17 protein-coding genes and 1 riboswitch are annotated in these 13,965 nt (G+C 65.1%); of the genes, 13 read left to right on the forward strand and 4 right to left on the reverse strand.

From position 1 onward, the window contains the following. Positions 1-28 precede the first annotated feature (28 nt). The gene (locus A5906_RS34105) at positions 29-568 is read right to left on the reverse strand and encodes a hypothetical protein (RefSeq protein ID WP_080139494.1); all 540 of its coding nucleotides are present in this window, start codon (positions 566-568) and stop codon (positions 29-31) included. Between the two features lie 179 nt (positions 569-747). On the opposite strand from A5906_RS34105, the gene A5906_RS34110 reads away from it, so the two are divergent. Further along, complete coding sequence (locus A5906_RS34110; protein WP_080139495.1) at positions 748-1,503, forward strand: response regulator; 756 nt, start codon at positions 748-750, stop codon at positions 1,501-1,503. Between the two features lie 14 nt (positions 1,504-1,517). Further along, positions 1,518-2,846, forward strand: coding sequence for an ATP-binding protein (locus A5906_RS34115; RefSeq protein ID WP_080139543.1), 1,329 nt, complete (start codon positions 1,518-1,520; stop codon positions 2,844-2,846). Between the two features lie 84 nt (positions 2,847-2,930). Here the strand turns inward: A5906_RS34115 and A5906_RS34120 are convergent, their stop codons facing one another. Next, positions 2,931-3,131 carry a hypothetical protein gene (locus A5906_RS34120; RefSeq protein ID WP_080139496.1) on the reverse strand — a complete coding sequence of 67 codons (201 nt, stop codon included), beginning with the start codon at positions 3,129-3,131 and terminating at the stop codon, positions 2,931-2,933. 228 nt (positions 3,132-3,359) lie between these two features. Between A5906_RS34120 and A5906_RS34125 the strand changes: the two genes are divergently transcribed. The 6 genes from A5906_RS34125 to thiC all read left to right on the forward strand — a co-directional run bounded on the left by A5906_RS34125 (position 3,360) and on the right by thiC (position 9,018). Continuing rightward, complete coding sequence (locus tag A5906_RS34125) at positions 3,360-3,890, forward strand: lytic transglycosylase domain-containing protein (RefSeq protein ID WP_080139497.1); 531 nt, start codon at positions 3,360-3,362, stop codon at positions 3,888-3,890. Positions 3,891-4,045: 155 nt separating this feature from the next. Then, positions 4,046-4,174, forward strand: a riboswitch (TPP riboswitch). Continuing rightward, positions 4,162-5,187 carry an FAD-dependent oxidoreductase gene (locus A5906_RS34130; RefSeq protein ID WP_080139498.1) on the forward strand — a complete coding sequence of 342 codons (1,026 nt, stop codon included), beginning with the start codon at positions 4,162-4,164 and terminating at the stop codon, positions 5,185-5,187. It overlaps the preceding riboswitch by 13 nt. After that, entirely contained in the window at positions 5,178-5,375 is a 198-nt protein-coding gene (thiS, locus tag A5906_RS34135; protein ID WP_080139499.1) for a sulfur carrier protein ThiS, read from the forward strand. The genes A5906_RS34130 and thiS overlap by 10 nt, the downstream gene beginning before the upstream one ends. Positions 5,376-5,575: 200 nt before the next feature. Next, positions 5,576-6,358 carry a thiazole synthase gene (locus A5906_RS34140; protein ID WP_080139500.1) on the forward strand — a complete coding sequence of 261 codons (783 nt, stop codon included), beginning with the start codon at positions 5,576-5,578 and terminating at the stop codon, positions 6,356-6,358. Then, complete coding sequence (locus A5906_RS34145; protein WP_080139501.1) at positions 6,345-6,953, forward strand: thiamine phosphate synthase; 609 nt, start codon at positions 6,345-6,347, stop codon at positions 6,951-6,953. Before A5906_RS34140 ends, A5906_RS34145 begins: the two co-directional genes overlap by 14 nt. A 166-nt stretch (positions 6,954-7,119) precedes the next feature. After that, on the forward strand, positions 7,120-9,018 hold the full coding sequence (gene thiC / locus A5906_RS34150) for a phosphomethylpyrimidine synthase ThiC (protein WP_080139502.1): 1,899 nt from the start codon (positions 7,120-7,122) through the stop codon (positions 9,016-9,018). Positions 9,019-9,120: 102 nt separating this feature from the next. Here thiC and A5906_RS34155 read toward each other — a convergent pair whose 3' ends face one another. Then, on the reverse strand, positions 9,121-9,606 hold the full coding sequence (locus tag A5906_RS34155; RefSeq protein ID WP_080139503.1) for a DUF4262 domain-containing protein: 486 nt from the start codon (positions 9,604-9,606) through the stop codon (positions 9,121-9,123). Between the two features lie 97 nt (positions 9,607-9,703). Between A5906_RS34155 and A5906_RS34160 the strand changes: the two genes are divergently transcribed. From A5906_RS34160 to A5906_RS34170, 3 genes are all read left to right on the forward strand, one after another. Next, complete coding sequence (locus tag A5906_RS34160) at positions 9,704-10,222, forward strand: mismatch-specific DNA-glycosylase (protein WP_080139504.1); 519 nt, start codon at positions 9,704-9,706, stop codon at positions 10,220-10,222. Between the two features lie 258 nt (positions 10,223-10,480). Further along, positions 10,481-11,128: a glutathione S-transferase family protein gene (locus A5906_RS34165; RefSeq protein ID WP_080139505.1), complete on the forward strand. Its 648-nt coding sequence runs from the start codon at positions 10,481-10,483 to the stop codon at positions 11,126-11,128. 250 nt (positions 11,129-11,378) lie between these two features. Then, entirely contained in the window at positions 11,379-12,074 is a 696-nt protein-coding gene (locus tag A5906_RS34170) for a glutathione S-transferase family protein (protein ID WP_080139544.1), read from the forward strand. 111 nt (positions 12,075-12,185) lie between these two features. Here A5906_RS34170 and A5906_RS34175 read toward each other — a convergent pair whose 3' ends face one another. Next, positions 12,186-12,620 (reverse strand): hypothetical protein, encoded by a 435-nt coding sequence (locus tag A5906_RS34175; RefSeq protein WP_080139506.1) that lies wholly within the window; start codon positions 12,618-12,620, stop codon positions 12,186-12,188. 541 nt (positions 12,621-13,161) lie between these two features. On the opposite strand from A5906_RS34175, the gene A5906_RS34180 reads away from it, so the two are divergent. Together A5906_RS34180 and A5906_RS34185 are read left to right on the forward strand one after the other, a co-directional pair. Beyond that, positions 13,162-13,545 carry a RidA family protein gene (locus A5906_RS34180; RefSeq protein WP_080139507.1) on the forward strand — a complete coding sequence of 128 codons (384 nt, stop codon included), beginning with the start codon at positions 13,162-13,164 and terminating at the stop codon, positions 13,543-13,545. Between the two features lie 146 nt (positions 13,546-13,691). Then, entirely contained in the window at positions 13,692-13,952 is a 261-nt protein-coding gene (locus A5906_RS34185; protein ID WP_080139508.1) for a hypothetical protein, read from the forward strand. Positions 13,953-13,965: the final 13 nt, after the last annotated feature.

A 13,965-nucleotide genomic window follows, 5' to 3' on the forward strand; every position in this document is an offset into this window, starting at 1 on the left:
GGGGAACGCCGACCCGCGTCGCTCGGGGTCAGCTCTGGAAGTCGATCAGGAGCGCGGAGAAACTCGGGCTGCTGAACGAGCTGCCGTCGGCGCCGTAGGACGCGCTCGACGATTGCGACTGCTGCAGCGCCTGCAGGAACTGCTGGAGGATCTTGGCGGTGGTCTGGTCCCTCGAGCTGCCGCTCGTCTGGTCCGTCGACGATGAATCCGAAGAGCTATCGTCCGGCGGGGGACCGCCTGCACCGCCGGGACCCTTCGCGAAGGCGGATTGAAATACACCCTTCAGCTTTTCGGCCTGGTCCGAGGTCAGCGTCCCATTCGACACCTCGCTGGAGATGAGATCGTCGATCTTTGACTTGATGTCGTCCCTGGAGGGACGCGCGACGCTCGACTGGTCGCTCGACCGGCTCTGCTGGAGCGCGGTGTCGATGTCGGTCAGCGCGGTGGAGAGCGCGGACTGGTCCGACGACGAGATCGCGCCGTCGGAAACTTCCGATTGCAATTCCTCCTGCAGCCGCTGCAGCGGCGACTGGTGGTGACCGGCGGAGACCGCCGAAATCGAGGTCATGATGGCTCCGTGGGTTTTGCGTGGTTTCCTGTGTGACCTCGCCACGGTATGGTTAACGGCGTTAACGAGATCTTGCCGCGTCCCTGCCCGGCATGTCCCCACGTTGCGGCCAAGGCCGCGGAAACAATCGGAAACAAAAATCTTCGCCATTTGGCCCGAATCTTGGACAAACAAAGCGCATGGCCACCTCCAATCCCAACATCCTGGTCGTTGAGGACGACCGCGAAACGCGGACGTTGATTGCGAAGTACCTGCGCAACAACGCCTGCAACGTCACCGCCGTGAGCGACGGCCGCGAGATGTCGCGCGCCATGGCCGATCACCGCGTCGACCTCATCATCCTCGACGTCATGCTGCCGGGTGAGGACGGCCTCAGCCTCTGCCGCAAGGTACGCGCGGAGGCGCAGACGCCGATCATCATGCTGACCGCGCGCGGCGAGGACATCGACCGCATCGTCGGCCTCGAGATGGGCGCGGACGATTATCTGCCGAAACCCTTCAACCCGCGCGAGCTGCTCGCCCGCATCAACGCAGTGCTGCGCCGCCAGACTGCAGCGCGGGCGGCAAGCTCGATCGAAGGCGCGGGCACGCTCGCCTTCGAGGGCTGGCGGATTGATCTGCGCCTGCGCGAGCTGCGCAATCCCGAAGGCGCGCGCGTTGCGGTGACCAGCGCCGAGTTCGACCTGCTCCGCACCTTCTGCGAGCGGCCCGGCCGCGTGCTGTCGCGCGACAGCCTGCTCGACCTCACGCAGGGGCGCAACACCGGCTCGTTCGAGCGCTCCATCGACGTGCTGGTCAGCCGCATCCGCCGCAAGATCGAGCCCAACCCGGCCGATCCCACCATCATCAAGACGGTGCGCTCCGGCGGCTATCTGTTCACGCCAAGAACCGAGGTAGCAAGCCCTGAAGCGGTCGCGGCGCCCCTGAGCAACTGAGGGGGATGCCGACGATGAAGCCGTTCGGGTTCTTTCATCTCAGGGGTATCGGCGGGCAGATTGCCGCGCTGGTGCTGGCCTCGACCGTCGCGCTCCATCTCGTCGTCACCATCGCTTTCCTGGTCAGCCGGCCGGACCGTGCGGAGACGCCGCCGGACGGCGCGCACCAGCTGACCGATGCCGCGCTGCTGCTCGGCTCTGCGGAGCCCGCCGAGCGGCCGCGCCTCATCGCCGATCTCGCCCGCGCCTTTCCCAAGCTCGGCATCGAGATGTTTGCGCCGGGCACGGCTGAAGTCGTCGAGGGGAGCGACAACCAGCATCTGCGCGGCATGCGCCGGCATCTCGGACGCGGCTACAAGGTGGTGCGGCTCGCCCCCCATGGCTCCGCGCACCGCGTCGGCGTCGAATTGCCCGACGGCAGTATGATCGCCGGCCGTGTCGAGGGCGGCGGCCCGCGGCCCTGGTTCTGGGGCGCGCCGTGGCTGATGACGCTGATGACCGCCTTCATCTGCGTCACCGTGCTCGGCCTCTGGGCGGCGCGCGCGCTGGCTGCGCCGCTGTCGTCCTTCGCCAGGGCCGCCGAGAATTTCAGCCTGGACGGCGGGGCGGAGCCGCTGCCCGAGCGCGGGCCGGAAGAGATCCGCTCGGTGGCCCGCGCGCTCAACCGCATGCACGAGCGGATCGCAGGGCTGATGTCGGACCGAACGCGGATGCTGGCCGCCATCAGCCACGATCTGCGCACGCCGATCACGCGGCTGCGCCTGCGCGCCGAGTTCATCGAGGACGAGGGCAACCGCAAGCGCATGCTGATGGATCTCGACCAGATGCGCTCGATGCTGGAAAGCGTGCTCTCGCTCTTGCGCAACGACCGCAAGATCGAGGCGGTGACGCTGGTCGACATCGCCAGCACGCTGCAGCTCGTCGCCGACCAGTTCGGCGACATGGGCCACGTCGTGCACTATGTGGGGCCGGTGTCGGCGACCGCCGCCGCGCGGCCCGACGATCTGCATCGCGGCGTCACCAATCTCGTCGAGAACGCGGTGCGCTTCGGCGCCGAGGTCACGCTCCGCCTCGACATCTCGGGCAGCAGGCTCGTCATCGACGTCGAGGATGACGGCCCCGGCATTTCGGATGCACGCAAGCAGGAGATGCTGGAGCCGTTCGTGCGCGGCGACGACGCGCGCACCATGGACGAGTCCACCGGCTTCGGCCTCGGCCTGTCGATCGCGCGCGCGATCGCGCTCGCCCATGGCGGCGAGCTGTCGCTGCACGACCGCGAGCCGCACGGCCTGATCGTGCGGATGCAATTGCCGGTGTTGCAGGCGCCGCGGCTGGCGGCCTAGCGCATGATCCGGACCCGAAGGGCCGCGTTAGCGCAAAGTGCGTAGCGGTTTTCCGACGAGATCATGCGCTCCTGCGCCAGCAAGTCAGGCCGCGAGCGGGGGATGCTGGATCGCGTGCTCATCGAAGATCGCGACCGCCTCGAAGCGGTAGCCGCAGGCCTGGCACTTCCAGAGATAGGAAACACGGCCCTCGCCCGGCTCGATCCAGTCCGGGAACGGGATCGGCGTGCCGCATTGTGCGCAGGGGTTCTGCATGGGGATGTCGTCAATGTCTGCTGGGGTCATGGACGTCCTCCCGAGTGCTGTTTCGATCAGCGATTTTGGGCGAATGCGCGAATGGACAGACCCGCTGTCGCGTAAGGCGCTCCACCAGCCCCAGACTTAACCCATGTTTAAGTCGTAAAAGCGACGGCGCGGCGAAAATCGCCGCTGGTGGCATTTCGCCACATCATCGCCGTGTTCCCACGGCCTAACCCGCGAGGGTGCAGGTCCGTTCTGCCGAGGAATATTTCGATGAGAATTTTGCGTATTGCCGCGCTTGCTGCGGCGGGGCTGATGATGACGCAAGCGGCGAATGCCGGCGAAGCCGAATACGCCGAGATGGTCGCGATGCATGCCCGCGCCAACGGCGTGCCGGAGGCGCTGGTGCATCGCGTCATCATGCGCGAGAGCCGCTATCAGCCCGGCCTCGTCGGCCGCGGCGGCACCATCGGGCTGATGCAGATCAAGCTCGCGACCGCGCGTGGCGTCGGCTACACCGGCGATGCCGCCGGCCTGCGCGATCCCAACACCAATCTCACCTATGCGGTCAAATACCTCGCCGGCGCCTATCGCGCCGCCAATGGCGATCACGCCCGAGCTGTGCGTTATTTCGCGGGCGGCTATTACTACGCTGCAAAGCGGCAGCGGCAGGAGATGGTGCAGCAGGCCAGCAACGAGACCTGGTTGGAGCCCAACGGCAACCCGCAGCCGATGTTCGGCAACGTTCCGCACAGGAAGCTGGCGCAAGGCGTCCGCAACGCGCGGGCGCAGGTTCCACACTAATCGCTGTCATTCCGGGGCAGTCCGCGGGACTGAACTCCGGTGCGCAATTGCGCACCTGAGAATCTCGAGATTCCGGGCCTGGTGCTTCGCACCATCCCGGAATGACTGCCCTGTGGCTGATGCGTTGACCACCCCGCCTCCCTGGCATACATTAGACCCGTTCCGAGGGGTGCTCCGAGGAGGAGCTGAGATACCGCTAAATGGGCAATAACGCCCAGGACCGCGGTGACCCTTTGAACCTGATCCGGGTCATGCCGGCGAAGGGACAGGGATGTTGCAGACGATCAAGCGACCGGATTCCCCGGTATCCATCATCGGCGCAGGCATTGCCGGGGCCTGGCAGGCCCTGTTGTTCGCCCAGGCCGGCCACACCGTGACCCTACACGAGCGCGGTGACGCCACCATGACCGACTCGACCAGCCACTGGGCCGGCGGCATGCTGGCGCCGTATTGCGAGGCCGAGGTCGCCGAACCCATCATCTCCAGGCTGGGCCTGCGCTCGCTCGACATCTGGCGGCGCGAGCTGCCTGACACCCCCTTCAACGGCTCCCTCGTCGTCGCCCATCCGCGCGAGCGCAACGATTTCGAGCGCTTTGCCAAAATGACTGAAGGCCATCGCCGGCTCGATGCCGCTGGCCTCGCCGAGCTCGAACCGTCGCTGGAGGGGCGTTTCCGCGATGCGCTGTTCTTCCCGACCGAGGGCCATGTCGAGCCGCGCCGCGTGCTGCCGAAGCTGCATGAGCGCATCAAGGCTGCCGGCGGCACCATCAAGTTCGACAGCGATGTGACTGCCGCCGATCTCGCAAACCTTCATCCCAGGGGCATCGTGATCGACTGCCGCGGCCTTTCCGCGCGCGAGGAGCAACCTGACTTGCGCGGCGTCAAGGGCGAGATGATCCTGATCGAGACGGACGAGGTGCAGCTGTCGCGCCCGGTGCGGCTGATCCATCCGCGCTGGCCGCTCTATGTGATCCCGCGCGAGCAGAACCTGTTCATGCTGGGCGCGACCTCGATCGAGGCCGAGGACACCGGAGTCAGCGTCCGCTCGGCGCTGGAGCTCTTGGGCGCGGCCTATGCGGTGCATCCCGCGTTCGGCGAAGCCCGCATCGTCGAATTCGGCTCGGGTCTTCGTCCGGCCTACCCCGACAATTTGCCGCGCATCGGCGTCCGCGGCGCGACCATCGCCGTCAACGGCCTCTACCGCCACGGCTTCCTGATCGCGCCGGCGCTCGCCGAGCTGACGCTTGCCTATGTCCAGCGCGGCCAGATCGACAATGAGGTGATGCAATGCGCGTGATCGTGAACGGCGAGCAGCGCGAGGTGGCTTCAGCCAGCGTCGATGCGCTGCTGAGCGAGCTCGACTACGAAGGCACCCATTTCGCCATCGCTCTGAACTACGACGTCGTGCCGAAGAGCCGCTGGGCCGAGACGAGCCTGAAAGCCGGCGACGAGATCGAGATCATCACGCCGCGGCAGGGAGGGTGAGGATGATGACCGAAGCTATCGCCTTCCTTCGCCTCTCCCCGCCTGCGGGGAGAGGCCGGAATTTGCAAAGCAAATTCCGGGTGAGGGGGACCCTCCGCGAGTCCAACTCTCACCGTCCCCGCGGAGGCTCCCCCTCACCCCAACCCTCTCCCCGCAAGCGGGGCGAGGGAGCGCACTGAATTCAAGGAGACACCTTCCCGATGGTGACCTTCTACGGCAAATCCTTCGCCTCGCGCCTGCTCATCGGCAGCGCGCTCTATCCGTCGCCGGCGATCATGCAGGAGGCGATCCGCGCCTCCGGCTCGAACATCGTCACGGTGTCGCTGCGGCGCGAATCCGCCGGCGGCAAGACCGGCGACGCGTTCTGGAAGCTGATCCGCGAGCTCGACGTCACCGTGCTGCCGAACACCGCCGGCTGCCGCACCGTCCGCGAAGCCGTGACCACCGCAAAGCTCGCGCGCGAGCTGTTCGGAACGTCCTGGATCAAGCTCGAAGTCATCGCCGACAACGACACGCTGCAGCCCGACGTCGTCGGCCTGGTCGAGGCAGCAAGCATCCTGATCAAGGACGGCTTTGAGGTGTTCCCCTATTGCACGGAAGATCTCTCGGTCGCGAACCGCCTGGTCGATGCCGGCTGCAAGGTCGTGATGCCGTGGGCCGCCCCCATCGGCAGCGCCAAGGGCATCACCAACCGCGATGCGCTCAAGCTCCTGCGCGAGCGCCTGCCCGATATCACGCTGGTGGTTGACGCCGGCATTGGTGCGCCCAGCCACGCCGCGCAGGCGCTCGAGCTCGGCTATGACGCCGTGCTGCTCAACACGGCCATCGCAAAAGCCGCCGATCCCGTCGCGATGGCGAACGCCTTCCGCCTCGGCTGTGATGCCGGCCGCACCGCCTTCGAGGCCGGGCTGATGAATGCGCGCGACTTCGCCTCCCCCTCCACCCCTGTCGTTGGGACCCCGTTCTGGCATGCCGTATCCTGATCGCTTCTATCCCGTCGTCGACAGCCTCAACTGGGTCGAGCGACTGACCAAGCTCGGCGTCGGCACCATCCAGCTGCGCACGAAGGAGCTCAACGACGCCGACGCGCTGCAGATCGTCACCGACGCGCTCGCGATCACCAAGGACACGCAAGCCAAGCTGGTGGTCAACGACTATTGGCGCGCAGCCATCGTCGCCGGCGCAAAATATCTGCATCTCGGCCAGGAGGATCTGGCGGATGCGGACCTGAAAGCCATCCGCGAGGCCGGCCTCCTCCTCGGCGTCTCCACCCATGACGACGCCGAGCTTGAAACCGCACTCGCCGCAAAGCCCGATTACGTCGCGCTCGGCCCGATCTTCTTCACCACCTTGAAGTCGATGCGCTTCGAGCCGCAGGGCATTCCAAAAATCACGGAATGGAAAAAGCGCATCGGCAGCATCCCGCTGGTCGCGATCGGCGGCATCAAGTTCGAGCACGCCGCGGAGATCTTTGCCGCCGGCGCCGATTCCATCGCCGTGGTTTCCGACGTCACCCAGAACGCCGATCCCGATGCCCGGGTACGGCAGTGGCTCGGCGAGTCAAAGGAGGCGGCATGACCGAAACTATCTCCGCCCGTCATTGCGAGGAGCACTTGCGACGAAGCAATCCAGACTGCGTCCGCGGACGCATTTCTGGATTGCTTCGCTACGCTCGCAATGACGGAGCAAGAATTCACCGCCGTCGCTCAAACGCACGCACAGCAGAATTAAACCGGAGGATCCCATGAACATCCGCTCCAACCCGCAACAGACCGTTCCCGCCGTCACCACCGGCCCGCTGCCCTCTTCGCGAAAGATCTTCGCATCGCCCGAAGCCGCGCCCGATCTGCGCGTGCCGCTGCGCGAGATCATCCTCTCCGAAGGCGCCGGCGAGCCGAACCTGCCGGTGTACGACACCTCCGGCCCCTACACCGATCCGTCCGTCACCATCGACGTCAACGCCGGCCTTGCCCGCAACCGCAAGCAATGGGTGCTGGAGCGCGGCGGCGTCGAGGAATATGAGGGCCGGCAGATCAAGCCGGAGGACAATGGCAACCTCTCCACCGACAAGGCCGCGCGCGCCTTCTCGGCCTATCACAAGCCGCTGCGCGGCCTCGACGGCCACAAGATCACGCAGCTCGAATTCGCCCGCGCCGGAATCGTCACCAAGGAGATGATCTACGTCGCCGCGCGCGAAAATCTTGGTCGCAAGCAGCAGCTCGAGCGCGCCGAAGCAGCGCTTGCCGACGGCGAGAGTTTTGGCGCCTCCGTGCCTGCCTTCATCACCCCGGAGTTCGTGCGCGACGAGATCGCGCGCGGCCGCGCCATCATCCCCTCCAACATCAACCACTCCGAGCTCGAGCCGATGATCATCGGCCGCAACTTCCTGACCAAGATCAACGCCAATATCGGCAACTCGGCGGTGACCTCGTCGGTCGAGGAAGAGGTCGAGAAGATGGTGTGGGCGATCCGCTGGGGCGCCGACACCGTGATGGACCTCTCGACCGGCCGCAACATCCACACCACGCGCGAGTGGATTTTGCGCAACTCGCCGGTGCCGATCGGCACTGTGCCGATCTACCAGGCGCTCGAGAAGTGCAATGGCGATCCGGTCAAGCTGACCTGGGAGCTCTACAAGGACACGCTGATCGAGCAGTGCGAGCAGGGCGTCGACTATTTCACCATCCATGCCGGCGTGCGCCTGCAATACATCCACCTCACCGCCAGCCGCGTCACCGGCATCGTCAGCCGCGGCGGCTCGATCATGGCGAAGTGGTGTCTCGCGCATCACAAGGAGAGCTTCCTCTACACGCATTTCGACGAGATCTGCGACCTCATGCGCAAGTATGACGTCTCCTTCTCGTTGGGTGACGGATTGCGTCCGGGCTCGATCGCCGACGCCAACGACCGCGCACAGTTTGCCGAACTCGAAACGCTCGGCGAACTGACAAAAATCGCGTGGGACAAGGGCTGCCAGGTCATGATCGAGGGCCCCGGCCACGTGCCGATGCACAAGATCAAGATCAACATGGACAAGCAGCTCAAGGAATGCGGCGAGGCGCCGTTCTACACGCTTGGACCGCTGACCACCGACATCGCGCCGGGCTATGACCACATCACCTCGGGCATCGGCGCTGCCATGATCGGCTGGTTCGGCTGCGCCATGCTCTGCTACGTCACGCCGAAGGAGCATCTTGGGCTGCCCGACCGCAACGACGTCAAGACCGGCGTCATCACCTACAAGATCGCCGCCCACGCTGCCGACCTCGCCAAGGGCCACCCCGCCGCGCAACTGCGCGACGACGCCCTCTCCCGTGCCCGCTTCGAATTCCGCTGGACCGACCAGTTCAACCTCGGCCTCGATCCGGACACCGCCAAGAGCTTCCACGACGAGACCCTGCCGAAGGAAGCCCACAAGGTCGCCCATTTCTGCTCGATGTGCGGACCAAAGTTCTGCTCGATGAAGATCACGCAGGACGTACGGGATTACGCGGCGACGCTGAACGATCCGAACAGCGTGGGCATGTCAATCAGCGGAACGGCCGAGGACGGCATGGCGAAGATGAGCGCGAAGTTCAAGGAGATGGGCGAGAGCCTGTATCTGGATGCGGAGAAAGTGAAGGAGAGCAATCGGGTGTTGTGAGGGACTCGTGCTCCGCTCGTCATGCCCGGGCTTGACCCGGGCATCCATCCGAACGTTGAGAGGCCGGGCAAAATGCCCGGCTTTTTTTTGCGAGGCATCCCTTCAAGAAACCATTTTCTTCAACAGCGGCTGATCCTTTTTGACAGCGGGCGAGCATTCCGCCTCCCAGGGGAAACGCCTATTGACGTCTTGCCAGATGACTTGGAGACACGCGAATGCGAACCGCGACTTCTGGTAAAACCAGATCGCCGTGCCAAGATATTGGCGATAGATGCCGAGCGGCACCTGCCAGAAGCCGAGTTTGTAGCCGTTTTCCAGCATGTCGTCGGAGATATCGCCGTCGACGAATTTATGCCCCGCAGCAGCGCGGTCGCGGATGAGGTTGATGATGGCCTGCGCGTTTTGGGCGCTCTGGCCGAAGATGATGAGTTCGGGGTGGCCGTAGTTCAGATACAGGCCGATTGAAAATGCAAACGGCGGGTTGGCGTCGGGTATGCCTGTGATATGGCAGCCGTGGTTGCGGACGTTGCGCAAAATGACCTTGTCGGCTTCGTGTTCGGGCTCGGGCCACTCAAACTGGTCTTGCATTCTTCCCTCAACCGGCCTGAGGCGCACGGCGCCCACACACCCCTGACAATACCGACGGCAGATTCAGGAAAGAAGCAAGCAAATAGTCCCATCGACGATGTCCAACACCATTCACCGCCTCCCCGACCAGCTCCGTCCCGACCTCCGCCTCGTCTTCGTCGGCACCGCCGCCTCGACGCGCTCGGCCGAGCTCGGGCACTACTACGCCCATCCCGGCAACCGCTTCTGGCGCGCGATCCATGAGGCCGGGATCACGCCGCGGCGCTATCAGCCGGGCGAGTTCGCAGAGCTCATCGCGCTCGGAATCGGCTTCACCGATCTCTCCAAGACGGGCGCCGGGATGGATCACCAGATCGCGGCGGAGACGATTGATGTGCCGGGATTCAGGGCGAAGATCGAGAAGTACCGGCCGCGGACGATTGCGTTCACGAGCAAGAAGGCGGCGAGCTTGTTTTATGGCAGGCCGTCAGCTGCGATTGCGCTGGGGCGGCAGGCGCGCGATGCAAACTGGCCGGAGATTTTTGTGCTGCCCTCGCCGTCCGGTGCTGCGTCGGGGAGCTGGACGCTGGAGCCGTGGCGGGAGTTGGCGAAGTGGATTGCTGCACAGGGCGGCTAGCGACAGCGCCGCAAACTCGGTCGTCGTCCTGGCGAAAGCCAGGACCCATTACCCCAGGGAAAAATTTGGCGAAGACTCGTGGTTCGGTACTTCAACCGTCCACACCCGATAGATTCCGCGGTATGGGTCCTGGCCTTCGCCAGGACGACACCGTGGGTTGGGCAACAGCGCGCCGCCAAAACAAGACGTGGGTAGGCTGTCGGCCCCCGCCCCGCCCATTCGTCCTCTGGACAAACCGCAACCACCCCGGAGCCCCCGATGCCCATCATCACCGCCTTCGAAAACTCGCCCGACCGCGGCCGCGGGCAGGCACGTGACATGCGCGTGCGCTGGGCGCTGGAGGAGGTCGGCCAGCCCTATGACGTCCGCCTCGTCTCCTTCGCGGCGATGAAGCAGCCGGCGCATCTTGCGCTGCATCCGTTCGGGCAGATCCCGACCTATGAGGACGGCGATCTCGCGCTGTTCGAAACCGGCGCGATCGTGCTGCACATCGCCGAGCGTCATGCCGGACTGCTGCCGACGGACGCGAACGCGAGAAGCCGCGCGATCGCGTGGATGTTTGCCGCGCTGAACACGCTGGAGCCGCCGATCGTCGAGCTCGGCATGGCGATGCTGTTCGAGCGCGACAGGGACTGGTACGCCGAGCGGCTGCCGATGCTTCAGGATCGCGTTCGCACCAGGCTCGGCGAATTGTCACGGCGCCTCGCTGGTGCCGACTGGCTCAACGGCGCGTTCAGCGCCGGCGATCTCATGATGGTGACCGTGCTGCGCCGGCTGAACACGTCCGGCCTCTTGGACGAGTATCCCGACATCGCCGCCTATGTCGCCCGCGGCGAGGCGCGGCCGGCGTTCCGGCGCGCGTTCGAGGCGCAGCTTGCGGTATTTCAGGCGGCGTCGCGTTCGTAGCAGCAGCGCCCCGCGTTCGGCCGTTCCCGGCCCCCCGTGCGCAATTGCGCACTGGGCCGGGACGACAGCGTGCCCGCCGTCATTGCGAGCGAAGCGAAGCAATCCAGAATCCTTCCGCGGAGAAAGTCTGGATTGCTTCGTCGCAAGAGCTCCTCGCAATGACCGGGAGAGTTTGGCGAACTCCGCCAGCCCATTGCATCCACCACCCCGCCCCTGCATGCTGGCCCTCGCCACGACAGGGGAGCCGCCCATGCTGACCCTCTACTCTTACCCCGAACTCTTCGGCGTCGCCGACAACAATGGCTACGGCCTCAAGGTCTACGCCTTCCTCAAGCTCGCGGGCGTGCCGTTCGTGCACGAGCACATCTTCGATGCCTCCGCTGCGCCGCGCGGACAGCTGCCCTACATCGTCGACGACGGCGAGACCGTCGGCGACAGCGAGACCATCATCGCGCATGTCATCGCCAAATATCGTCTGACCATCGATACGGCGCTGTCAGCGGAGCAGCACCGGACCAACCATCTCGTCACGCGCATGCTCGACGATCTCTACTGGGTGATGTCGTATTCGCGCTGGAAGGACGAGCGCTTCTATCCGGCGTTCCGTGACGGTTTTATCGCGCAGCATCCGCAAGTGAGTGCCGAAGGGTTCGAGAAGGCGAAAGCGTATAACGCCCAGCGCTATCATTACCAGGGCATCGGCCGCTACACGCCGGAGCAGGCCTATGCGCGAGGACTGGCGGACTTGCAGGTACTGGCCGAGATCGTGCCGGCCACAGGCTTCGTCCACGGCGCGGCGCCGACCAGCGTCGATGCCGGCATCTACGGTTTCGTCGCCAACATCTACTACTTTCCGATCCCGACGCCGCTGAAGGCCTTCGTCGAAGCACACGCGAACCTCGTCGCGCATTGCGAGCGGATCCATGCGATGGTGAGCGGAAAGTAGCTCTTTCCGCCATTGCGAGCGAAGCGAAGCAATCCAGAATCTTCCCGCGACACGGCCTGGATTGCTTCGTCGCAAGTGCTCCTCGCAATGACGATGTGGAGGCAGCGAACTTTATCGCATCGTGATCGCGAGACCGCTGAGATCCGCATTCGCCATCAGGCCGACCTGCGTGCCGGATAGCTCCAGCACGGCGCCCTTCTGGTTGGTGAGCACGATGGCCCGCGCGCCGGCGCCGACCGCAAGGCCCGCGCCGGCGGCACCGTAGACGCCGGCAACGTCCGAGGGACGGTTGATGTTGGAGACGCGGCCGCGCAGCACGGTCTTCGAGCCGCCGAACACGAGGCCGTAGTCGAGCCCGCCGGTCGAGAGCCCATAGGAGCGGCCGCGGAAGTTCAGCACGCCCGAGCCGCCCGAGCCGCCGATGATCCAGCCCGCCTTGTAGATCGTCAGCACCACGGTGCCGCTATCGGCCAGCGCCGAGGTCGAGAGGCCGGCGAGCGCGGCAAGGGCGACCAGCGCGGCGCGGAACGTGGATGCGATCTTCATGAGGAGCTCCGGGGGCTATTTTTTGGGAAGGGAAACGAATCAGACGCGGTCAATCTATCCGATCGATCGCGGCCGCAACATGATGGCAGGGCGTTTCCGCCAATACGGCGGCGGCCATTCGCGGAAGGTCCTCATTCTCCGTCATTGCGAGCCACCGGGTCCGCGCGAAGCACGGCCCGATGACAGGCTCCGCGAAGCAATCCAGAATCCTTCCGCGCGGCCAATCTGGATTGCTTCGCCACCCTCGCAATGACGAGGTGGATGCATTCCGGCCTCTCCTGCCAGCGGCGGCAAGCCGGGAGAGGCGAACCACCGCGCTCCGGCAATCTCTCCACCATGCCATTCTGCCCCTGTTTTGCCCGACGCCGCAACCGATTATTTCTCTTTTCCAGAATTCGAAAGAGCTCAATGATTTCGGTTCGATCCCTACTGTGCATGGGGTTGTTTTCGCAGTTTTTGTTTTCGCCCCCTCCCAATCCCGATTGCAACGCGCCCGCATCCCGCTACGCTCCTGCTCCCGACACGCCGATGAGGTGATGCCATGCCGATCCAGCATTTCGCCGCCCCGCCGCACGTCAAGGCGCCGCCGCTGTCCTTTGCGACGCGCGTCGGCGACCTCCTGTTCGTCTCGGGCATTCCCGGCTTCGACGCCAATGGCGCGCTGCCCGACGGCTTCGAGGCGCAGTTCGCCAATGTCGTCGTCAACATCCACCGCGTGCTGGACGGGGCCGGGGCGACCTTCCGCGACCTCGCCAAGGTCAACGTGCTCCTGACCCGCGCCTCGGACGTTGCCGCCATGAACGCACTCTATGCCGGCGCCTTCGGCCCGCCGCCCTACCCGGCGCGCACCACCTGCGTGGTGCAGGCGCTGCCCGATCCGAAGATGCTGATCGAGATCGAGGCGGTGGCGTCGCTCGCGAAATGAGCACGTGTGGCTTGCCGGGCACGCGGCCAAACCAAGTGCCCTGCATCGCCTGACATGTCCGTGAAACGGCACCTCCCCGGCTTGCCAAGCAAAGGCTTTTACCGCACGAATTTTCGGGTCACACTTCCCCCACAAGGAGATATTTCATGCGTCGCGTTCTCGCCCTTTGTGCCGTTGCCGGCATCGCAAGTTCCGTGTTCGCCGTGCCCGCGTCCGCGGCGCCCAGCTACTACGTGATCCGCTGGGACAACACCGGCATCTGCCAGGTCTGGAACGAGGAGCTGAAGTACAAGCCATTCCAGTGGGGCGTGTCGACCTACAAGGTCGTCAGCAAGCCGGTCCCGACCTTCCAGGCCGCCTCCGACCTGCAGATCAAGATGCGTGCCGAGCGCCGCTGCACGCTCTAGGTTCGAGGCCACA

Origin of the sequence: Bradyrhizobium sacchari (genome assembly GCF_002068095.1) — a bacterium.
Taxonomy (GTDB): domain Bacteria; phylum Pseudomonadota; class Alphaproteobacteria; order Rhizobiales; family Xanthobacteraceae; genus Bradyrhizobium; species Bradyrhizobium sacchari.